20 protein-coding genes are annotated in these 20,327 nt (G+C 68.6%); 7 read left to right on the plus strand and 13 right to left on the minus strand.

Annotation, left to right across the window (positions count from 1 at the left end; all coding sequences use genetic code 11):
* Positions 1-111 precede the first annotated feature (111 nt).
* Positions 112-534, plus strand: a complete 423-nt coding sequence (locus tag H7J89_RS11780; RefSeq protein ID WP_264043616.1) for a hypothetical protein — start codon at positions 112-114, stop codon at positions 532-534.
* Here the strand turns inward: H7J89_RS11780 and H7J89_RS11785 are convergent.
* The 3 genes from H7J89_RS11785 to H7J89_RS11795 all read right to left on the minus strand — a co-directional run bounded on the left by H7J89_RS11785 (position 479) and on the right by H7J89_RS11795 (position 4,910).
* On the minus strand, positions 479-1,009 hold the full coding sequence (locus tag H7J89_RS11785; protein ID WP_264043618.1) for a nitroreductase family deazaflavin-dependent oxidoreductase: 531 nt from the start codon (positions 1,007-1,009) through the stop codon (positions 479-481). The genes H7J89_RS11780 and H7J89_RS11785 overlap by 56 nt on opposite strands.
* Positions 1,009-4,158 (minus strand): Kelch repeat-containing protein, encoded by a 3,150-nt coding sequence (locus tag H7J89_RS11790; protein WP_264043620.1) that lies wholly within the window; start codon positions 4,156-4,158, stop codon positions 1,009-1,011. Before H7J89_RS11790 ends, H7J89_RS11785 begins: the two co-directional genes overlap by 1 nt.
* A gap of 149 nt (positions 4,159-4,307) precedes the next feature.
* On the minus strand, positions 4,308-4,910 hold the full coding sequence (locus H7J89_RS11795; RefSeq protein ID WP_264043622.1) for a mycothiol-dependent nitroreductase Rv2466c family protein: 603 nt from the start codon (positions 4,908-4,910) through the stop codon (positions 4,308-4,310).
* Positions 4,911-5,006: 96 nt separating this feature from the next.
* Here H7J89_RS11795 and H7J89_RS11800 point away from each other — a divergent pair, with 96 nt between their 5' ends.
* Positions 5,007-5,837: an arylamine N-acetyltransferase family protein gene (locus tag H7J89_RS11800; RefSeq protein ID WP_264043624.1), complete on the plus strand. Its 831-nt coding sequence runs from the start codon at positions 5,007-5,009 to the stop codon at positions 5,835-5,837.
* On the opposite strand, the gene H7J89_RS11805 is transcribed toward H7J89_RS11800, so the two are convergent.
* The 5 genes from H7J89_RS11805 to fadD3 form a co-directional block, all read right to left on the minus strand.
* Positions 5,834-6,991, minus strand: coding sequence for a pyridoxal phosphate-dependent aminotransferase (locus H7J89_RS11805; protein WP_264043626.1), 1,158 nt, complete (start codon positions 6,989-6,991; stop codon positions 5,834-5,836). The two genes, H7J89_RS11800 and H7J89_RS11805, sit on opposite strands and share 4 nt — an antisense overlap.
* Positions 6,988-7,941, minus strand: a complete 954-nt coding sequence (gene ipdE2 / locus H7J89_RS11810; protein WP_264043628.1) for an acyl-CoA dehydrogenase IpdE2 — start codon at positions 7,939-7,941, stop codon at positions 6,988-6,990. Before ipdE2 ends, H7J89_RS11805 begins: the two co-directional genes overlap by 4 nt.
* A 78-nt stretch (positions 7,942-8,019) precedes the next feature.
* Positions 8,020-8,964 (minus strand): acyl-CoA dehydrogenase family protein, encoded by a 945-nt coding sequence (locus tag H7J89_RS11815; RefSeq protein ID WP_264043630.1) that lies wholly within the window; start codon positions 8,962-8,964, stop codon positions 8,020-8,022.
* Positions 8,961-10,106: an acyl-CoA dehydrogenase family protein gene (locus H7J89_RS11820; protein WP_264043632.1), complete on the minus strand. Its 1,146-nt coding sequence runs from the start codon at positions 10,104-10,106 to the stop codon at positions 8,961-8,963. The genes H7J89_RS11815 and H7J89_RS11820 overlap by 4 nt, the downstream gene beginning before the upstream one ends.
* Position 10,107: 1 nt before the next feature.
* Positions 10,108-11,652, minus strand: a complete 1,545-nt coding sequence (fadD3, locus tag H7J89_RS11825; RefSeq protein ID WP_264043634.1) for a 3-((3aS,4S,7aS)-7a-methyl-1,5-dioxo-octahydro-1H-inden-4-yl)propanoate--CoA ligase FadD3 — start codon at positions 11,650-11,652, stop codon at positions 10,108-10,110.
* A gap of 48 nt (positions 11,653-11,700) precedes the next feature.
* Between fadD3 and ipdE1 the strand changes: the two genes are divergently transcribed.
* The 4 genes from ipdE1 to fadA6 are packed head-to-tail and all read left to right on the plus strand — an operon-like array spanning position 11,701 to position 15,453.
* Positions 11,701-12,849 carry an acyl-CoA dehydrogenase IpdE1 gene (gene ipdE1 / locus H7J89_RS11830; RefSeq protein ID WP_264043636.1) on the plus strand — a complete coding sequence of 383 codons (1,149 nt, stop codon included), beginning with the start codon at positions 11,701-11,703 and terminating at the stop codon, positions 12,847-12,849.
* Positions 12,846-13,634 (plus strand): (5R,7aS)-5-hydroxy-7a-methyl-1-oxo-2,3,5,6,7,7a-hexahydro-1H-indene-carboxyl-CoA reductase, encoded by a 789-nt coding sequence (gene ipdF / locus H7J89_RS11835; protein WP_264043638.1) that lies wholly within the window; start codon positions 12,846-12,848, stop codon positions 13,632-13,634. The genes ipdE1 and ipdF overlap by 4 nt, the downstream gene beginning before the upstream one ends.
* 52 nt (positions 13,635-13,686) lie before the next feature.
* Positions 13,687-14,289, plus strand: coding sequence for a TetR family transcriptional regulator KstR2 (gene kstR2 / locus H7J89_RS11840; protein WP_156664354.1), 603 nt, complete (start codon positions 13,687-13,689; stop codon positions 14,287-14,289).
* A 3-nt stretch (positions 14,290-14,292) separates the two neighbouring features.
* On the plus strand, positions 14,293-15,453 hold the full coding sequence (gene fadA6, locus H7J89_RS11845) for a steroid 3-ketoacyl-CoA thiolase FadA6 (protein WP_264043642.1): 1,161 nt from the start codon (positions 14,293-14,295) through the stop codon (positions 15,451-15,453).
* A gap of 15 nt (positions 15,454-15,468) precedes the next feature.
* Here fadA6 and H7J89_RS11850 read toward each other — a convergent pair whose 3' ends face one another.
* The 5 genes from H7J89_RS11850 to echA20 form a co-directional block, all read right to left on the minus strand.
* A complete protein-coding gene (locus tag H7J89_RS11850) occupies positions 15,469-15,894 on the minus strand; it encodes a PNPOx family protein (RefSeq protein WP_264043644.1) in 426 nt (141 codons plus the stop codon).
* A gap of 41 nt (positions 15,895-15,935) precedes the next feature.
* A complete protein-coding gene (gene ipdC / locus H7J89_RS11855) occupies positions 15,936-17,012 on the minus strand; it encodes a (3aS,4S,5R,7aS)-5-hydroxy-7a-methyl-1-oxo-octahydro-1H-indene-4-carboxyl-CoA dehydrogenase (RefSeq protein ID WP_264043646.1) in 1,077 nt (358 codons plus the stop codon).
* A 76-nt stretch (positions 17,013-17,088) separates the two neighbouring features.
* The gene (gene ipdB, locus H7J89_RS11860) at positions 17,089-17,832 is read right to left on the minus strand and encodes a cholesterol ring-cleaving hydrolase subunit IpdB (RefSeq protein ID WP_264043648.1); all 744 of its coding nucleotides are present in this window, start codon (positions 17,830-17,832) and stop codon (positions 17,089-17,091) included.
* Positions 17,833-17,835: 3 nt separating this feature from the next.
* The gene (gene ipdA / locus H7J89_RS11865) at positions 17,836-18,714 is read right to left on the minus strand and encodes a cholesterol ring-cleaving hydrolase subunit IpdA (RefSeq protein ID WP_264043650.1); all 879 of its coding nucleotides are present in this window, start codon (positions 18,712-18,714) and stop codon (positions 17,836-17,838) included.
* Positions 18,711-19,469, minus strand: a complete 759-nt coding sequence (echA20, locus tag H7J89_RS11870; protein WP_264043652.1) for a (7aS)-7a-methyl-1,5-dioxo-2,3,5,6,7,7a-hexahydro-1H-indene-carboxyl-CoA hydrolase — start codon at positions 19,467-19,469, stop codon at positions 18,711-18,713. Before echA20 ends, ipdA begins: the two co-directional genes overlap by 4 nt.
* Positions 19,470-19,528: 59 nt before the next feature.
* On the opposite strand from echA20, the gene H7J89_RS11875 reads away from it, so the two are divergent.
* A complete protein-coding gene (locus H7J89_RS11875; RefSeq protein ID WP_372513762.1) occupies positions 19,529-20,314 on the plus strand; it encodes an SDR family oxidoreductase in 786 nt (261 codons plus the stop codon).
* Positions 20,315-20,327: the final 13 nt, after the last annotated feature.

Consider the following 20,327-nt stretch of genomic DNA (forward strand, 5'->3'; position numbering starts at 1 on the left):
AATGGGGTGGGATCGGGGGCTCTGACCAGGTGACCTTGGGCTCTACCCGGTCGCCGCTGACGCCGAAATCATGAGACCGCGTAAGCCGAGGGCTACTGGCAGGTGAGGTCGATGGCAGGTCGCTGTGACACGCTGCGTTTCGCGTACTGGGCCGGAGCCGTGGCGGATGCCGTAATGGTGGTGCCACTGCTGGTGCCGCGCGTGGCCGCCGCGATGCTCGGTCTCCACGGGTTCACCCCGGCACCCGATTACCGCTACGCTGCCGCGCTGTGTGCGGCTTTGATGGCTGGCTGGACGGCGCTGCTGCTGTGGGCCGGCCGCGCACCTGTCGACCGGCGAGGGGTATTGCTGCTCACGGTGTGCCCGGTGCTCGTGGGGCTCGCGGCCGCAGGGGGTTATGCGATCAGCAGCGGGCTCGTTCGGGTCGGCTTTATGGCGCCCATCCTGGCGATCCAGTTGGGTCTTGCGGTGCTGTTCCTCAGTGCCCACCGGCGCGCCCGCTTCCTCGCGGGAGAGGCGGATCGTCGGGGGTGATCCGGAAGACCGGGTAGTGGGCGGCGATGCGCTCGAATTCCGTCAGCGGAGCGTCGCTGCCCAGCGGAATGTGTGGGCGCGCTCCGGGCGCCACCGCGACGTAGCGGCGCAAGATGGGTGCGCGGGCGTCGGTGGCGACCTCGAGCAGGTGTACGGGCACGGCGTGCCTGCGGCGCATGACCGCACGCCCGCCCGCCGCGCGAACATTGCGCACCCAGTTCGCGTCATCGCCCAGCATCGATACCAGGTAGCGCCCGCCATCGTGATCGACGGCGACCACGGGGACCGAGATCACTCGTCCGGACCGCCGTCCCAGCACCTCGAGCGTCATCGCCCGCGTCGGGGACAGCATACCCGCTGAATACTGCAGCGCGGAAAGCCGATTCATCACTCTGGCCGGAAATCCCGGTCTCCCCCCGCGATACATCCACCGCTTGGCGGCGTACAGCCAGCCGACAACCAAGCTGACCGTCACTACATGAAGTCCAGCGCCTCCACGGTCGCGATCGGGCCCTCGTGGGTCGGCCGGTTCGCGCCGCCGATGCAGTAGACGGTGTTCCCGACGGTCGCCACCACCTCGGCGTGGCGCGCGGTCGGCATCGGGGGCAGGGTGCTCCACTTCGCGTCGGCGATGTCGTACATCTCGACGACGTTCAGCACCATCGTCGGTTCCTCGCCGCCGACGACCACGATGCGGCCGTCGATGTAGGTCGCGCCGTAGCTCCCGCGCGGGGTCGGCATGCCCACCAGCTTGGTCCAGTTGCCCGATTGCGGATCGAACCGCTCGTTCGCCGCGGAGTTCTTGTCGGCGGAAAGGAACCTACCGCCGATCGCGTACACGTAGGTGCCATCCGACACCGCGGCCAGATGTTCGCGCGGTGTCGGCATGTCGGCGGCGTCGTTCCACGAACTGCCGTCGAAGACCTCGGTCTGCGGAACAACCTGTTTGGCGTTCTGGCCGCCGACCGCGACGAGCTTGTCGCCCACCACCGCCGCGGCGGGCGCCGCCCGCGCGTGCGTCAGATGCGGCAGCTCAACCCAGGAGCCGCCGCGCAGCGCGAACACCTTGTCGGACGCGTTGGCCAGTTGATCACTGGTGCCGCCGAGCACCACCACTTCGCCGCGGTAGGCCGCCGCCGCCGCGTGATGCAGCGGGATGGGCAGGGGCGGCCCGGTCTCCCAGGCGCCGGTGTGCGGGTCGTAGCTCTCCACGGTCTGCAGTGCGACGCCGTTGCGCAGGCCGCCAACGATCCAGATCTTGTCGTTGACCACGGCCCATGCCGTCATCAGCCGGGGCGTCGGCGCGTCCGGCAGCGACCGCCACTGCGACGCCGGCTGGATCCGGCGGGCCGGCAGCTTCAGCGCTTCGGCCGACGACGTCAGCTGGCCGTCGCCGACGGCGGTCGACCCGCCGATCGCGTACACGGACTTCTCCACCGCGTCGACGGCCATGCCGTGCCGCGCGGTGGTCATGTCGGGCAGAGCGGACCAGACCTTCGTCATCAGGTCGAAGGCGGAGACGCTCTTGAGAAGTTGTCCGGCCGACACGCCGCCGACCGCGACCAGCCGCCCGTCGACGATCGCCGCGCCGAGGTCGCTGCGCGGCTGGCTCAGCGCGGGCAACGGCGTCCACGTCTTCGCGGCCGGGTCGTACGCCTCGACCGTCGCCAGATCCGTGGAGCCGCTGGCACCGCCCACGGTGTACACCAGCTTCCCGTCCGAGGCCGCGGCCAGCATCTGACGCGGCGTCGGGATGGGCGCACCGAGGGTCCAGGCGTTGCCGTCGAACACCTCGGTCGTGTTCAGCAGCGCGCCGCCTGCGTCGACGCCGCCCGTGACGACCAGCCGGTCGCCGACCACGGCCGCCGCCGCGGCCGCCCGGGGCTGCAACAGGTGCGGAAGCTCGACCCAGCGGCTGTTGATGACCCGCCAAACCTGGTCGCTCGCAACGTTTTTGCCGCCCTCGGACTTCCAGCCGCCGAGCACCACGGGGTTGCCCTGCCAGGTGACCGCCATCGCGTGCGCAACGGGGACCGGCAGGTCGTCGCCGACCTTCCAGCTGTCGATCACGGGGTCGTAGCCCTCCTGCAGTCCGGTCAGGCCACCGTCGCTGCGGATGCCGCCGAAGATCCAGATGGTGCCGTCGGCCTGCGTGGTGGCCGCGGCGTCCCGCGAAATGCGCGCGTTGGTGATCGGTTTCCATTGCATGGGCGGCTGCGCGGTCGGCTGGCCCGACGTCCCTTTCGACCCGGCTTTGTTGTCCGGCGAAAGCGCGAAAAAGACGCCGCCGATGACCAGCAGCACGACCGCGGCGGCCGCTCCGGCCACCAGCGCGATGCGGTTCCGCTTCTTCCCCGGCTCCGCGAACCACGCGGCGGCCCGGTCCCTGGGACCGCGCGGCGGGCCCTGGGCGCCGCCGTTTCGGCGCGACGGCGGGGCGGCGTGGGGTGGCCGCACCTTCGGTTGCGTCGCGGACGCCTGCCCGCCACGCAGCAAGCTCGCCAGCTCCGCGGGTGCCGACTGCGGAAGGGCCGCCGTTTCCAGGGCATGTTCGTGCCCGAGCGGGGCGCTGATCGCGGAGGTCGGGTCGTCGTGCCCGCTCGGCGCACGCGTAGGTGCGGGCATGCTCGACGTGTTGGGGAGGGGCGGGTGCGCCACCTCGCTGTGGCCTCCGGGCGGGACCGGCGCGGCATACGGGGTTTCCGCCGCCACGGCCGAGGGGCGCCCGGTGATGGCCATCGCGTCGGGTTTCAGACCGTTGCGGCGCTGGGCGGCCTGTAGCTCGCGGCCGAACTCCTCGGCCGAGGCGGGCCGCTCGGCGGGGTCGATCGACATCGCCCTCTCGATCGCCGAGCACACCGCGTCCGGGATGCCGTCGGGCCGCATGTCCGGGATCCCGGTGGTGCTGATGCGCAGATACTGCGCGATCAGGTCCTCGCCCTTCTTGCGCTCGTGCGCGGCGTTGCCCGCGATGAGCGCATACAGCGTGGCGCCAAGCGAATACATGTCGGACGCGATCGTCGCCGGGTTGCCCGTCATGACCTCCGGCGCGGTGAAATCGATCGTCCCGGAGAAGAACCCGGTCGCGGTCTCGTATCCGCCTTCGATGTGGGCGATGCCGAAATCGCTTAGTTGCGGCTCGCCGTAGTCATTGACGAGGACGTTGGCCGGCTTGATATCGCGGTGCAAGGTCCCGGTCCGGTGCGCGGTTTCCAGTGCGCCGCAGAGCTTTACGCCGATGTGCAACGCCTCGGGCCAGGCGACCGGCCCTTCCCGGCGCAGCCGGACTGCCAGCGAGTCCGCCGAGTGATACGGCATCACGATGTAGGGTTTGCCGCTCGGGGTCACGCCGACCCGCAGGATGTTGACGATGTTCGGATGGCCGGATAGCCCGCCCATCGCGTAGCCCTCGCGCAGGAACCGTTCTCTGCTGTCGTCGTCGATGTGGGATGGCAGCACCTTCACCGCGACGCTTCGCCCGAGCGCGGTCTCGTAGCAGCAGTAGATGACCCCCGCTCCGCCGCGGGCTACCTGGCGCGCATCCTCGAACCCCGCGGCCGCCAGCTCCGCGGCGATGCCGCTCGGTACCGGTGCGACATTGTCGGAATGGGGCTCTTCAGGCATTTGCTGGCGCTCAACCCTCCGCGAAATATGTATAGGCGAGCTCAAGGTTAAGCGCTCAGAACCCCGCCGGTGTCTCTTTCGGCAACCTTCGTTCGCCCGGCCGCCGGCCGGGGGACGGCACAGTTAGCCGACGAACGCGTCGGTCGCGCTCAGGCGTCGATGGTCGGCGGTCCCTGATGGGGCCGTTGCAGCTCGGCGAATTCCGGAACGCCGGCGATGGTGAGCACGGCCTCCAGCAAGCGAATGCCGTCCTGCGTGTTCGGTGTTCGGGTCAGGACGGGGCCGGAGAACGCGTGGCCGTCGATCGCGATGATCGGGCTGCCGGCCTCGTCGCCCAAGGCGTCTTGGCTGGCTTGGTGCGCCCGCTTGACCGCTTCGTCGAAGCCGCTGTCGTCGAGGGCTTCGGCGAGCCTCTCCTCGAGGCCGTTCTCGGCGAGGGCTTCCCGGATTCCTGCTGCGGTGAGGTCTTCCTGCCGCACATGGATCCGGCGACCGATCGAGTCGTAGAGGCCCGCAAACGCGTCCGGTCCTCGCTCGGCGACGGCCGCGGCGAACAGGCGTCCCAGCCGTGTCGACCGTTCCATCATGCGTTGCTGTTTGGCGTCCGTGTCCTCGCCCTCGTTGAGCACCGCCAGGCTCATCTGCCGCAAGGCGACCGGTGTGTGCGTCGATTGTGCGGCGTCGCGCAGCCAGCGTGCGGTCACCCAAGAGAAAGGACAGACGGGATCGAGATAGAGGTCGACGTCGGCCACGGGTTCCTCCTTCGGACCAAGGCTTGGGGCTAGGGACGGCATACCCGCTACCGGCCGTCGCACGCCTGCCGATGGCGTTGGCAGCAGAATGGCCGTATGACGCTGGAGCTGGGCGAGTACTTCGATCGCATCGGTTATGGCGGCGCCGCGGCGCCGAACCTCGACGTATTGCGGGCCTTGGTGAGCGCGCACACCAAAGCGATTCCATTCGAAAACCTCGATCCGCTGCTGAATGTGCCCGTCGACGACCTGAGCCCGGGCGCCCTCGCCGGCAAGCTGGTTGGGCGGGGCCGGGGTGGCTACTGCTACGAGCAGAACGGCTTGATGGGCTACGTGCTGTCCGAGCTGGGCTTCCGCGTGCGGCGCCTGGCCGGCCGGGTGGTGTGGATGCGGCCGCTCGACGCGCCGGCACCGCCGCAGACACACACCGTGTTGGCGGTGACGTTCCCCGGCTCCCACGCCTCGTACCTCGTCGACGTGGGCTTCGGTGGCCAGACACCCACCTCGCCACTGCGCATCGAGACCGGCAGCGTGCAGCAGACGACGCACGAGCCCTACCGGCTGGAGGACCGCGGCGACGGCCTGGTCTTGCAGGCCCAGGTCCGCGGCGAGTGGCAACCGCTCTACGAGTTCAGCACCCGGACCGCGCCGGACGTCGACCTGCAAGTGGGTAGCTGGTTCGTCTCGACGCATCCCTCGTCGCACTTCGTCACCGGTCTGACGGCCGCGCGTGTCACCGACGATGCCCGGGTGAACCTGGCCGGTCGGAACCTGGCCATCCATCGCGCCGACGCCAGCGAGAAGATCCGCCTCGACGACGCTGCGGCGGTGGTGGACACCCTCAGCGACCGGTTCGGCATCAACGTGTCCGACGTCGGCGACCGCGGTGCCCTCGAGGCTCGCCTGGACAAGATCCTGGACGCCTAAAGCCAGGGGCCGATCCGCCGCAGCGCCTCTTCGATGTCGCCGGTCGGCCCGGCGAACGACAACCGGACGAATGAGTTGCCGTGCGTGGTGTCGAAATCGATGCCTGGCGCAATGGCAACCCCGGTGTCGTCCAACAGTTTCGAGCAGAACGCGATCGAGTCGTCGGTGCGGTCCGACACGTCGGCGTACACGTAGAACGCGCCGTCGGTGGGCGCGAGGCGGTCGATGCCGATCCGGCGCAGCCCATCGAGCAGCAGCGCCCGGTTGGTCGCGTAGTGGTGCAGGTTGCCGTCGGCTTCGGCGATCGCCTCGGGGGTGAAGGCCGCCACCCCGGCGAGTTGCGACAGCACCGGCGGGCAGATGGTGAAGTTGCCGGTCAGGCGGTCCACCGCGCGCAGCAGCGCCGGTGGCACCAGCATCCAGCCCAGCCGCCAACCGGTCATCGCCCAGTATTTCGAAAAGCTGTTGACCACCACGGCGTCTCGTGATGTCTGCCAGGCGCAACTGGTCTGCGGCGCCCCTTCGTAGACCAGGCCGTGGTAGACCTCGTCACTGATCAGCCGCACCCCGGACGTCTCGCACCACGACGCGATGGCGGCCAACTCGGACGGCGCTATCACGGTTCCGGTGGGATTGGCCGGGCTGGCGACGATCACTCCGTGGGGCGGCGGGTCGAGTTCGGCGAGCATCTGCACGGTGGGCTGGAAGCGGGTCTGCGGTCCGCAGGGGATTTCGACCACCTCACATCCCAACGCGGACAGGATGTTTCGGTAGCACGGGTAGCCGGGACTGGCCAGCGCCACCCGGTCACCCGCGTCGAAGCACGCCAGAAACGCGAGCAGGAATCCGCCGGACGAACCGGTGGTGACCACCACGTCGTCGGGTTCGACCCGAAGCCCGTGCAGGCGTTGGTAATCCGCCGCGATCGCCACGCGCAGCTCGGGGATGCCCAGTGTCACGCTGTAACCGAGCTCGTTGAGGTGCAAGGCGGCGGCCGCGGCCGCGCGCACCGGCTCCGGCGCTCCCACACTGGGCTGGCCGGCCGACAGGTTCACCAGGTCGCCGTGGCTGCGCTGGCGCTCGGCCGCGGCCAGCCACACGTCCATCACATAGAAGGGCGGGATGGCGGCGCGCAGCGCGACGTGGTCGTTCACGACGTCCCGAGCACCTCGGCTTCCAGCCGTGCGAGCAGTTCTTGCGGTGTGCTGAGCAGATGTGCACTGCCGTGAGCGCGTTTGAAATACAGCTGCATGTCGTGTTCCCAGGTGATCGCGATCCCGCCGTGCAACTGGATGCCTTCGGCGGCGGCGGTGCACAGCGCCTCGGTCGCGGCGAGGCGCGCGGTGGCCGCGTTGGACGGGGTGGGCTCGTTGCAAGAGTCCGCAACGACGGCCTTCGCCGCGGCGATCGCGACGTACAGATCGGCCATCCGGTGTTTGAGGGCCTGGAAACTGCCGATCGGCCGGCCGAATTGCACTCTGTTCTTGGCGTATTCGACGGTGAGCTCCAGGCAGCGTTCGGCTGCCCCGATCTGCTCGGCGGCCAGCAGGATGGCCGCGCTGTCGGCGATGCCGGGGTCGGTGCCGATCGGTTCGGTCGCCTCGGCCTTGAGCTGCGCGAGCCGTCGGGTCGGGTCCATGGTGGTGACGGGCTGCGCGCCGAACCGGGTCCACCGGCTCAACTGGCCGTCGTCGTCCACGGCAACGACGACGTCGGCGATATCGCCGTTGACCACATAGTCGGCGTCGAGCACCAGCGCGCCGATCGAGGTGCCCTCGGCGAGGCCGCCCAGCGTCTCGGCGTCGGGCTCGGGCGCGGCCAGCAGGGCGAGCTCCGCCAGCGTCGTGCCCAGCAGTGGGGAAGGCACCAGCGCCCGGCCCAGCTCCTGCAAAACCGTTGCGGCATCGGCGAGTTCGCCGCCCGCGCCACCCAGCTCCTCGGGGATGACCAGCGCGGCGGCGCCCACCTGCTCACACAGCAGCTGCCACAGCGACTCGTCGTAGCCGCGGTCGGACTCCATCGCCGCGCGCACCGCCGCCGGGTTCGCGTGCTTGGCCACCAGGGTCGCGACGGTCTCCCGCAGCATCTCCCGTTCTTCACTCACGAGCGCCGCTCCTCTCCCCCGCAAGCGGGTGGTACCCCCCCATCGCCACACTCTGCATGGTCGCGCCCCGAGTCATGGTTACAGCGCCTCCAGCACTCGTCGCCGATGCGCCTCGGGCGTACCCCAGGCCGAACGCAATGCTTGCACCCGCAGCAACCAAAGCGACAGGTCGTGTTCCTGGGTGAACCCGATCGCGCCGTGGGTCTGCAGCGCCGACCGCGCGGCCAGCAGGCCGGCCTCGGACGCCGCCGCCTTGGCGGCGCTGACGTCGCGGGGCTCGAGTGATAAGGCCGCGCCATACAGCAGCGGGCGGGCCAGCTCGATCGCGATGTGGACGTCGGCGAGCTTGTGCTTGATCGCCTGATAGGAACCGATCACCCGGCCGAATTGCGACCGCTGCTTGGCGTAGTCGACGGTGTCGCGCAGCAGCGCCTCGGCCGCGCCGACCAGCTGCGCGGCGGTGGCCAGCGCCCCGAACTCGTAGGCGCGCCGAAGATCAGCCTGCCAGGCCCGGCCGGTCGGGGTCACGTCGTAGAGGGGCCGGCTCGGATCGACCGACTCGTGCCGGTCACCCGGCCTCGCTTCGGCGACGCCCTCGTCGGTTGCCACCAGCACCAGCCCGGCCGTGTCGGCGTCCACCGCGCGCGGCGTCTGCGGCGGCAGCGCGACGGTGACCATCAGCTCACCGGAGGCCGCGGCGGCGCAGCGCTCGGCCTGATCGTCAGAGGCGAGCAAAACTGGTGCCACGGCGATGGATTCGGCCACCGGCCCGGGCACACACCACCGTCCCAGGCGTTCGAGTGCGACCACCAGGTCGACCGGATGGGCCTCGATGCCGTCGAACTTCTCGGGGACCGCCAGCGCGGTGACACCCAGGTCGGCCAGCTGGCCCCACACCTTGCGACCGGGCGCGGTATCGCCCGCCGACCACGCGCGGATCACGCCGGGCAGGTCGGCAGCGCCCAGGGCGGCGTCGATGCTGGCCGCGAAGTCGCGCTGCTGTTCGTCTAGCGCAAATTTCACTTCTTGCTCCCGGACTTCTCGCGGGGCAGGCCCAGCAGCCGCTCCGAGATGATGTTGCGCTGAATCTCGTTGGTGCCGGCGTAGATCGGGCCGCCCAGCGCGAACAGCAGGCCATCGGTCCAATTGCCGGCGAGCTCGCCGTCGGCGGCGAGCACGTCGAGTGCGGTCTGGTGCAGCTCCACGTCGAGGTCCGACCAGAACACCTTGGTCACCGACGATTCGGCGCCCAGCTCACCGCCGTCGGCCAGCCTGGTCACGGTGCCGAACGTCTGCAGCCGGTAGGCCTGTGCCTTGATCCAGCCATCGGCGACGCGGTCGGCGAAGGCCGGGGGAGAGCCGCTGTCCTTCCAGAGCTGCACCAGCCGCTCGGCGGTCGCCAGGAAGCGGGCCGGGCTGCGCAGGGACATGCCGCGTTCGTTGCTCGAGGTGCTCATGGCCGCCCGCCAGCCCTCGTTCGGGGTGCCTATGACGTCGTGGTCGGGGACGAACACGTCGTCGAGGAAGATCTCGCCGAAACCGGTGTCGCCGCCCAGCTGGACGATGGGTCGCACGGTGACGCCCTTGGCCTTCAGATCGAACATGAAGTACGTCAGGCCGTTGTGCCGCTCGGCCGTCGGGTCCGACCGAAACAGCCCGAAGCCCATTTCCGCGAACGGCGCGCGGGAACTCCAGATCTTCTGCCCGTTCAGCAGCCAGCCGCCGTCGGTTTTGGTCGCGGTGGATCGCAGCGAGGCCAGGTCGCTGCCGGATTCCGGCTCCGACCACGCCTGAGCCCAGATCTGTTCGCCGCTGGCCATTTTCGGCAGGATGCGGTCCAGCTGCTCTTCGGTGCCGTGTGCGAACAACGTCGGCGCCAGCATCGAGGTGCCGTTGGCGCTGGCGCGTCCCGGGGCGCCGGCGCGAAAGTACTCCTCCTCGAACACCACCCAATGCAGTAGTGGCGCGTCGCGGCCCCCGTATTTCTTGGGCCAGGTGATCACCGACAGCCCGGCGTCGAACAGCACGCGGTCCCACTGCCGGTGCTGGGCGAAGCCCTCGGCGTTGTCGTAGGACTTCGTCGGGATCGAATCGGCGTTGGCCGACAAGAAGTCCCGCACCTCGGCCGCAAACGCCAGCGTCTCTTCGTCTAGTTCCAGATCCACTTCACGTCCACTCTCGCAGTTGTGGTTTGACCACCTTGCCGCCAGGATTGCGCGGCAACGCGTCGACGAACCGCACCGACCGCGGCGCCTTGAAGTTCGCCAAATGTTCACGGGTGTAAGCGATCACGGACTGCTCGTCGAGGTCGACGCCGGGCCTGGTCACCACGAACGCCCGTCCGACCTCGCCGAGACGCTCGTCGGGGACCCCAATCACCGCGGCATCGGCGACCCCCTCCATCCGGGCCAGCACCTGCTCGACCTCGGCGGGGTAGACATTGAATCCGCCGCAGATGTACATGTCCTTGAGCCGGTCGGTGATGCGCAGGTTGCCGGCCGCGTCGACGGCACCGATGTCACCGGTGTGCAGCCAGCCGTCGCGGTCGATGGCGGCCGCGGTGGCGGCCTGGTCGTCGAGGTAACCCAGCATGACGTTCGGACCGCGCAGCAGCACCTCACCAGCTTCGCCGGGAGTTGTTGCGTCGATGCGCAATTCGAAGTCGGCGAACGGACGCCCGCACGTCGTGGCGACGGTGACCGCGTCGTCATCGGCGCGGCACATCGTGCCCATGCCGTTCGCCTCGGTCAGCCCGTAAGCGGTCAGCACGATGTCGATGTCGAGCTCGGACTGCATGCGCTCGACCAACACGACGGGAACGGTGGCCGCTCCGGTCACCGCGAACCGCAGCGAACTCAGGTCGTAGTCCTTGCGCTGCGGATGGTCCAGCAGGCTCTGATAGATGGTGGGCGGTCCGGGCAGCACGGTGATGCGGTGTTGTTCGATCGCCTGCAGCGCGCGCAGCGGGTCGAAGGTCAGGTGCGGGATCAGCGTCGCCCCGGTCTGCAGGCAGGCCAGGATGCCGGCCTTATACCCGAAGTTGTGGAAGAACGGGTTGATGCACAGGTAGCGGTCGTCGCTGGTGATCTTGCCGTTGGCGGCCCACGACGCCGAGGCCGACAGTGACTGCCGGTACGCGCAGAGCACCCCTTTGCTGCGGCCGGTGGTGCCCGAGGTGAACAGGATGTCGCTGACGTCGTCGGGCGTGACGGCGGCGGCGCGGGCCGCGACCGCGCTGACGTCGGAGCCGCGGGAGATGAAGTCGTCCCACGTCCCGTCGTCAGCCTCGATCGGGATCCGCACGATGTGCCGCAGCGCGGGCAGGGCTTCAGGGCTCAAGCGGCCCAGGTCGGCGACCCGATCATGGCCGAGGAATCGCCCCATCCCGAACAGCACGGGCGCACCGGTGCGGGCCAGGATATCGGAGGCCTCCTCGGCGGTATAGCGGGTGTTCAGGGGCACCATGGCCGCACCGGCGTGGTGGATCGCCAGGCAGGCCACCACCCAGTGCCAGGTGTTCGGCGACCAGATCGCCACGCGGTCCCCCGCTTGCACGCCGAGGTTGATCAGCGCGGCCGCCGCCCGGTGCACCTCGTCGCGCAGGGCGGCCGCCGTGAACGCCCGCTCGTCGGTGATCAACGCGGCGTGACCGGGGAGTTGCTGCGCCAAACGATCGAGCGCCGCCGGTACGGTGCGCGGATCGCTCCCCATGAATGCTCCTCTAACAAAGCAAGTGCTTGGTAGGTTAGCCTACAGGGCATGCAGGACGTCGAGGAGTTCCGGGCGGAGGTCCGCCAATGGCTCGCCGACAATCTGGTCGGCGAATTCGCAGCTCTCAAGGGCCTTGGCGGACCGGGCCGCGAGCACGAGGCGTTCGAAGAACGCCGGGCGTGGAATCAGCATCTGGCCAAGGCCGGCCTGACCTGCCTGGGCTGGCCGGTGGAACACGGCGGCCGCGGCCTGTCGACCGCGCACCGCGTGGCGTTCTACGAGGAGTACGCCCGCGCCGACGCCCCGGACAAGGTGAACCATTTCGGCGAGGAACTGCTCGGGCCGACGCTGATCGCCTTCGGAACGCCCGAGCAGCAGCAGCGCTTCCTGCCGAAGATCCTCGACGTCACCGAGCTGTGGTGTCAGGGCTATTCCGAGCCCGGCGCCGGCAGCGACCTGGCCAACGTCTCCACCACCGCCGAGCTGGACGGTGACCAGTGGGTGATCAACGGCCAGAAGGTGTGGACCTCGTTGGCGCACTGGGCGCAGTGGTGCTTCGTGGTCGCTCGCACGGAGAAGGGTTCCAAACGGCACGCCGGGCTGTCGTATCTGTTGGTGCCGCTGGACCAGCCGGGTGTGCAGGTCCGCCCGATCATCCAGCTGACCGGCGACTCGGAATTCAACGAAGTCTTCTTCGACGACGCCCGCACCGACGCCAATCTGGTGGTCGGCCCGCCCGGCGACGGCTGGCGGGTCGCCATGGGAACGCTGACCTTCGAACGCGGCGTGTCGACACTCGGGCAGCAGATCCGCTACGCCCGTGAGCTTTCCAACCTGGCCGAACTTGCGCAACGCAACGGCGCCGCCGACGACCCGTTCATCCGGGAGCGGCTGACGCGGGCGTGGGCCGGGCTGCGGGCCATGCGTTCGTATGCGCTGGCCACCATGGACGTTGAGCAGCCCGGCCAGGACAACGTGTCAAAGTTGTTGTGGGCCAACTGGCATCGCGATCTGGGCGAGCTGGCGATGGACGTGATCGGCAAGCTGGGGCTGACCTTGTCGGACGGCGAATTCGACGAGTGGCAGCGGCTTTTCCTGTTCACCCGCGCCGACACCATCTACGGCGGCTCCAACGAGATCCAGCGCAACATCATCGCCGAGCGGGTGCTCGGCCTGCCCCGGGAGGTAAAGGGATGACCCTGTCCGAAGCTCCGAAAGAGGTTGCCGGGCACGGGCTTCTGCAAGGCAAGGTGGTCGTCGTAACCGCGGCCGCCGGCACCGGGATCGGCTCGGCGACGGCGCGACGGGCGCTGGTCGAGGGCGCCGACGTGGTGGTGTCCGACCACCACGAACGACGGCTGGGGGAGACCGCCGCCGAACTGTCCGGGCTGGGGCTGGGCCGGGTCGAGAGCGTGCTGTGCGACGTGACCTCCAGCGCGCAGGTGGACGCGCTGGTCGCGTCGACCACCGCCCGGATGGGCCGGCTGGACGTTTTGGTCAATAACGCCGGTCTGGGCGGTCAGACACCGGTGGTCGACATGACCGACGACGAGTGGGACCGCGTCCTGAACGTGACGCTGTCGTCGGTGTTCCGGGCCACCCGCGCGGCGCTGGGCTACTTCCGCGACGCGGACCACGGCGGGGTGATCGTCAACAACGCAAGCGTTCTGGGCTGGCGGGCACAGCACTCGCAGTCGCATTACGCGGCCGCCAAAGCGGGCGTTATGGCATTAACCCGTTGCAGCGCAATAGAAGCCGTCGAATACGGGGTGCGGATCAACGCGGTGTCGCCGAGCATCGCGCGGCACAAGTTCCTGGACAAGACGACCTCGTCCGACCTGCTCGATCGGCTGTCGGCCGGTGAAGCTTTCGGGCGGGCGGCCGAGCCGTGGGAGGTGGCGGCCACCATCGCGTTCCTGGCCAGCGACTATTCCAGCTACCTGACCGGCGAGGTCATCTCGGTGTCCAGCCAGCATCCGTGAGCGCGTGAGCGGCCAGCTGGCCAAGCAAGCGCTTGGTTGATACTCTCATCAAGTGGACCGAGTGGCCGGTCAGGCAAACAGCCGCCGCGACGAGTTGTTAGAGCTCGCCGCGACGATGTTCGCCGAGCGCGGATTGCGCGCTACCACCGTGCGCGACATCGCGGACAGCGCCGGCATTCTCTCCGGCAGCCTCTATCACCACTTCTCCTCCAAGGAGGAGATGGTCGACGAGCTACTGCGCAGTTTCCTGGACTGGTTGTTCGCCCGCTATCGCGAGATCGTGGACAGCGAGGCCAACCCGCTGGAGCGGCTCAAGGGTCTGTTCATGGCGTCGTTCGAGGCGATCGAGCATCGGCACGCGCAGGTCGTCATCTATCAGGACGAAGCCCAACGGCTGTTGTCGCAGCCGCGGTTCTCCTACATCGAGGACATGAACCGCCAGCAGCGCAAGATGTGGGTCGAGGTGATCAATCAGGGCATCGACGAGGGTTACTTCCAGCCCGACCTCAACGTCGACCTGGTCTACCGTTTCATTCGTGACACCACATGGGTGTCGGTGCGCTGGTATCAACCCGGCGGACCCCTCACCGCACAGCAGGTGGGTCAGCAATACCTCGCCATCGTTCTCGGTGGGATTACCAAAGAAGGAGTCTGACAAATGGGTGAGGCGTACGTCATCGACGCTGTACGTACCGCGGTCGGCAAGCGCAACGGATCGCTGGCCGGGGTGCATCCCGTGGACCTCGGCGCCCTCGGTTGGCGTGGGCTGCTCGACCGGGTCGACGTCGACCCCGCTGCCGTCGACGACGTGATCGCGGGCTGCGTCGACGCCATCGGCGGGCAGGCGGGCAACATCGCCCGGCTCTCGTGGCTGGCCGCGGGCTACCCCGAAGAGGTTCCCGGCGTCACCGTGGACCGGCAGTGCGGCTCCAGCCAGCAGGCGATTTCCTTTGGCGCACAAGCCATCATGGCCGGCACGGCCGACCTCATCGTGGCCGGCGGTGTGCAGAACATGAGCCAGATCCCGATCTCATCGGCCATGACCGTGGGAGAACAGTTCGGGTTCACCTCCCCGACCAACGAGTCCAAGCAGTGGCTGCACCGCTACGGCGACCAGGAGATCTCTCAGTTCCGCGGCTCGGAGATGATCGCCGAGAAGTGGAACCTGTCGCGCGAGGACATGGAGCGCTACGCACTGACCAGCCACGAGCGCGCGTTCGCCGCGATCCGCGGCGGTCACTTCGACAACGAAATCATCACCGTCGAAACGGAATCCGGGCCGTTCCGGGTCGACGAGGGTCCGCGCGAGTCGTCGCTTGAGAAGATGGCGGGCCTGAAGACGCTCGTCGAGGGCGGCCGGCTGACGGCGGCGATGGCCAGCCAGATCTCCGACGGCGCGAGCGCGGTGCTGCTGGCTTCCGAGCAGGCCGTCAAGGATCACAAGCTGACCCCCCGCGCGCGCATCCACCACATCAGCGCCCGCGCCGCCGACCCGGTGTTCATGCTGACCGGGCCCATTCCGGCCACCCGGCACGCGCTGGAGAAGGCCGGGCTGTCGATCGACGACATCGACACCGTCGAGATCAACGAGGCGTTTGCGCCGGTGGTGATGGCCTGGCTCAAGGAGATAAAGGCCGACCCGGAGAAGGTCAACCCGAATGGCGGCGCGATCGCCCTTGGGCATCCGCTGGGCGCGACCGGCGCCAAGCTGTTCGCCACCATGCTCAACGAACTCGAGCGCGTCGGCGGCCGCTATGGCCTGCAGACGATGTGTGAGGGCGGCGGCACCGCGAACGTCACCATCATCGAGCGGCTGTAGCGCCTGGCGCGGAGCTCAGTTCGGCGGCGAAGCGTCCCGGACTCTGAGGTAATGCGCGATGCCGAGTCGAGCGAATGTGCGCTTGCGGTCGGCCGACAGCATGGGCAAAGCCACTTCGGCGTCGATCACCTCGGGCTGCGCGACGTCGTAACTCTCGCCCTGGGAGGAAATGGTCGCTCGCCCCGCGGCAAGGACGTTCTGCAACCAGTCCACTCCAGTGCCATAGGGCAGCGGTATGACGAACCCGTCGGCCGTCCGGTCCGCCACGACCGGCGTGGCGTACTGCTTGCCCGACCGTCGCCCGGTGTGCCGGATGGCCGATGCGTACCAATGTCTGTGCCCGGCCAGGCGCAGCATCAGTGGGTTGAGCAGGTATCTGTTGGAAACACGGATCGCGCCCAGCAACGGCTTCGGCCAGGCTTCAGGTAGTAGCGCACTCATGACTCCACGATGATCGCGAGCCCGCGCCGGAGCCAGGGTCTTTAGTCGCCGGATTCGATCAGGGCGGACGCCGACCGCAGATGTTCGATCGCGTCGTGCACGATCGAGCCGATCAGCTCGGCGCACGACGGCAGGTCCTCGAGAATGCCGGCGACCTGCCCGGAGGCCAGCACCCCGGCTTCGGTATTGCCCTCCACCAGCCCCGCCTTCAGCAGCATCGGGGTGTTAGCCGCCATCACCACCTGCGACCAGGTCATCTCCTTGCCGTGGCGCATCGCCATCCCATCGCGGATCATCGACCGCCAGGTCATCTGCGACATGTGCTTGAACTTCGCCGCATTGCGCACGGCCGCCGTGAGACCCCGTACCGGCGAACCGCTTTCCAGCCTCTCGACCAGCCCGGTGCGCAGTACGCGGTGCGGCATGCCGTCCACGCGCGTGGTCACCACCGTGCCGTCCAGCGCCGCTTCGAGGTAGCGCCGCTTGACCGCTTCGGGCACGGTCGAATCAGAGGTCAGCAGAAAGCGCGTGCCCATCGCGACGCCGGCCGCGCCGTAACTCAGCGCGGCCGCCAGCCCGCGCCCGTCGAAGAACCCGCCCGCCGCGATGACCGGGATGCCGGTGCCCTGCACGGCGTCCAGCACCGACGGCAGCAGCAGCGTCGTGGCGACGGGTCCGGTGTGTCCACCGCCCTCGCCGCCCTGCACGATCATCGCGTCGGCGCCCCAGGCCGCGACCTTGCGCGCATGCTTAGCGGCGCCGATCGACGGAATCACCACGGCCCCGGCCTCTTTCAGCCGCGCGATCAGATCCTGCTTGGGCGCCAGGGCGAACGACGCCACCTTCACGCCCTCGCGGATCATGAGATCGACGCGGTCGCCGGCGTCCGCGGCGTCGGCGCGGATATTCACCCCGAAGGGTTTGTCGGTGGCGGCCTTGACCTTTCCGATGGCCGTCGCCAGCTCGTCCAGGGTCATGGTGGCCGAAGCCAGGATGCCCAGGCCGCCCGCGTTCGCCGTGGCGGCCACCAGCCGGGCGCCGGCCACCCAGCCCATCCCGGTTTGGACGACCGGGTGCTCGACACCGACCAGCTCGGTCAGCGGCGTGCGCAACTTCATCGCCGCCGCCGACGATGCAGGGGGGGTACCGCCCGCTTGCGGGGGACGAAGCGATGAGGAGGAGGCGGAATAATCATCAACGTATCTCTCGGTCGCGCAGGGACTTCGGGTCGATCACCTCGCGGATGAGGTGGAGCTCTTCGTCCGTCGGCAGCCTGGTCGCGCCGGCCTCGTCGACGCCATGTACGTCGAAAGACGTGGCCTCGCGAACGTCGTCGGGTGACACCCCGGGATGCAAGCTCAGCGCACGCATCGTGTGGTCCGGGCCGCCGAAGTCGAACACGCCCAGATTGGACACGACCCGGTACGTGTTGGCGAAGCGGAAGGCCGGGTTGTCCGCGTCCACCTTGTCCCAGCCGATGCCGCAGACCACGTCGACGGTCTCGCAGAACACCCGCTTCGAGTGGTTGCCCACCCAATAGCTGGTCGCGTGGTTGATCGCGTTGCCGGGCGCGCCCCGTAGGCCAAACATCTGCCTGGTCGGGTGCTGCAACGGGCCGAATGCCGAGATGTTCTGATTGCCAAAGCGGTCAACCTGATTCGCGCCCATCACCACGTGCCGCCGCCCCCAGGCCAGCGTCTCGAACACCCTGCCGAACGGCATCCAGCCCTCGACAGGGCCGGTCTTGCCCAGGGCCGGGGTGTCGGCCAGCAGCTGCGCCTCGCCGTCGGTCAGCAAGATGTCGGGCGAGAAGGTCAGCCGCGCCAGCCGCGCACCGACCGAGGCCATGTTCGTCATCGGGCTGACCATGATTTCGCCGGCTCCGGCGAACAATTCGGCGCACGCGACTGCGCAGACTTCGGCGCGGGTGCTGCTCACTTTTCAGGCCTCCTCTGCGAATGCGCGAACCGCCGCCTGGTAGTCGTCCTCGCTACCCGACAGGTAGGTCTGGACGAACTTTCGCCAGCCCTCTTCGGTGGAGGCCGCCTCGGCGTAGTGCCGCTGGAACTTCTCGTCCCGGCCGTAATCCGGTGCCGCGGTGGTGAAGTGGGCGCCGCCGGGTGCCTCCACCACGGCGTCGACCATCATCCGGTTCACCAGCAGGGCCTGCGGGGGAACAGCCTTGACCAACTCCTCCGTGGACACGACGCGCTCCACCGACAGGAAGCGCTTGTCGGCGGACATCAGGAACAGGTCGTCGAAGTAGGGATCGATGCCGGTGTAGGCCGCATTACCTTGGCAGTCACCGAGATTGAGGTGCACAAAGGCCGCGTCCAGGCGTAGTGCCGGCATGGCGATCAGCGTCTCGTGGCCGCCTTCGGGTGCGGGGTAGGGGCTGGTCACGGTACGCAGTTCGCCCTCCCAGAAGTCGGGGACCGAGCTGCCCAACCCCGCCCGAATCGGCAGGAACGGCAGGCGTTGCGCCGCGGCTTGCAGGCCGCACCTCAGCATGCCCTCGTCCATTTCCCGGGCCTCGATGGCGCCGCTGGTGCGGACCTTGGCGAACCACGGGTCGTAGAAGGGCGGGGAGTCCAGCGAGACGAAGCCGTAGTAGACGCGCTTCACCTTGCCGGCCGAGCACAGCAAGCCGAGGTCGGGTCCGCCGTAGGTCACCACCGTGAGGTCGGTGACGTCGGTGCGCAGTATGGCCCGCACGAAGGCCATCGGTTTGCGCCGCGAGCCCCAGCCGCCGATGCCGATGGTCATGCCGCTGCGCAACTGCGCGACGGCTTCATCCAGGCTGGTCCTTTTGTCTGTCATTCCTTATTGCCCTTCGCCGTACCGGCGAACGCGTCGCGGTGCTCGTCGGCCACCCCGGCCAGATTGAGCTCGAACGTAAACCCTTGCTCCATGCGGTAACTCGAGTTGACCCGCTGCACGTCGATGAGGTTGAGCGCCTCCTTGGCCGCGCGGATGACGCGGGTGTCCTTGGCGGCGATGTCGCGGGCCACCCGTAGCGCGGCCTCGTCCAGCTGGTCGCGCGGCACGACCTCGTGCACCGAACCGAAGTGGTGCAACGTGGCGGCGTCCACGGTGGCGGCGGTGAAGAACAGCCGCCGCATCAGGTGCTGCGGCACCAGCCGGGAGAGGTGGGTGGCCGCGCCCAGGGCGCCGCGCTCCACCTCTGGCAGCCCGAACGTGGCGTCGTCGGAGGCCACGATGACGTCGGAGTTGCCGACCAGGCCGATGCCGCCGCCGACGCAGAACCCGTTCACGGCGGCAACGACCGGCACCGCGCACTCATAGACGGCGCGGAAGGCGGCGAAGCAACCGCGGTTGGCGTCGATCAGCGCGGTGAATCCCTCCGTGCGCTGCATCTCCTTGATGTCGACCCCGGCGTTGAAGCCACGGCCCTCGGCCCGCAGGATGACGACATGCGTCTCGGGGTCCTGACCGGCGGCCGTGATGACGTCGGCCAGTTCGAACCAGCCGCGCGACGGGATGGCGTTGACCGGGGGAAAGTCGACGGTGACCGCGACGATGCCCGGTTCGGTGGTTTTGGATGTGATGGGCACGGTGCCACTTCCTTGTGGGGTAACTACCTAAGCAAGCACTTGCTTGGTACGCTAGCACAGTGACTCGCGCCGAAGCACCCGACGCCATCAACTTGGGGCTGGCCGGGCGGGTGGTTCTGGTCACCGGCGGGGTCCGCGGAGTGGGCGCCGGCATCAGTGCGGTCTTCGCCGCGCAGGGCGCGACCGTCATCACCTGCGCGCGGCGGCCCGTCGAGGGCCTGCCCTATGAGTTTCACTCGTGCGACGTCCGCGACGAGGACGCAGTCAAGGCGCTGATCGACTTCATCGTCGACCAACACGGACGGCTCGACGTCGTGGTCAACAATGCGGGCGGTTCGCCGTACGTGCTCACCGCGGAGTCCAGCGCGAAGTTCAACCGCAAGATCATCGAGCTCAACCTGATTGGCGCGCTGTCGGTTTCGCAACACGCGAACGCACAAATGCAAAACCAGGACCGCGGCGGGTCGATCATCAACATCTGCAGCCTGAGTGGTCGACGGCCGTCGCCCGGCACCGGCGCGTACGGGGCGGCCAAGGCGGGCTTGGAAAGCCTCACGCAGACACTGGCGGTGGAGTGGGGGCCGAAGGTCCGGGTGAACGCCTGCGTGGTCGGCATGGTGGAGACCGAGCAGTCCGAGCTTTTCTATGGTGACGCCGAGTCCATCGCCGCGATCTCAAAGAACGTGCCACTGGGCCGGTTAGCCAAGCCTGAAGACATCGGTTGGGCCACAGTGTTTCTCGCGTCGGACACGGCGTCCTATATCAGCGGCGCCTCGCTGGAGGTGCACGGCGGCGGTGAGCCGCCGCACTATCTGGCCACAACTAACGCCAGCGCGATCAAGTAGAGGAGACACGAAC

The organism is Mycobacterium paraffinicum, from assembly GCF_025822865.1.
GTDB classification, from domain to species: Bacteria; Actinomycetota; Actinomycetes; order Mycobacteriales; family Mycobacteriaceae; genus Mycobacterium; species Mycobacterium paraffinicum.

What these genes read in the sequence shown, in the direction of transcription:
- ipdA (WP_264043650.1), bottom strand. Translation starts at nt 18,714, where the DNA reads ATGACAGACAAAAGGACCAGCCTGGATGAAGCCGTCGCGCAGTTGCGC.
- H7J89_RS11850 (WP_264043644.1), bottom strand. Translation starts at nt 15,894, where the DNA reads ATGAGTGCGCTACTACCTGAAGCCTGGCCGAAGCCGTTGCTGGGCGCG.
- ipdC (WP_264043646.1), bottom strand. Translation starts at nt 17,012, where the DNA reads ATGAAGTTGCGCACGCCGCTGACCGAGCTGGTCGGTGTCGAGCACCCG.
- H7J89_RS11780 (WP_264043616.1), top strand. Translation starts at nt 112, where the DNA reads ATGGCAGGTCGCTGTGACACGCTGCGTTTCGCGTACTGGGCCGGAGCC.
- fadA6 (WP_264043642.1), top strand. Translation starts at nt 14,293, where the DNA reads ATGGGTGAGGCGTACGTCATCGACGCTGTACGTACCGCGGTCGGCAAG.
- H7J89_RS11800 (WP_264043624.1), top strand. Translation starts at nt 5,007, where the DNA reads ATGACGCTGGAGCTGGGCGAGTACTTCGATCGCATCGGTTATGGCGGC.
- H7J89_RS11790 (WP_264043620.1), bottom strand. Translation starts at nt 4,158, where the DNA reads ATGCCTGAAGAGCCCCATTCCGACAATGTCGCACCGGTACCGAGCGGC.
- ipdF (WP_264043638.1), top strand. Translation starts at nt 12,846, where the DNA reads ATGACCCTGTCCGAAGCTCCGAAAGAGGTTGCCGGGCACGGGCTTCTG.
- ipdE1 (WP_264043636.1), top strand. Translation starts at nt 11,701, where the DNA reads ATGCAGGACGTCGAGGAGTTCCGGGCGGAGGTCCGCCAATGGCTCGCC.
- fadD3 (WP_264043634.1), bottom strand. Translation starts at nt 11,652, where the DNA reads ATGGGGAGCGATCCGCGCACCGTACCGGCGGCGCTCGATCGTTTGGCG.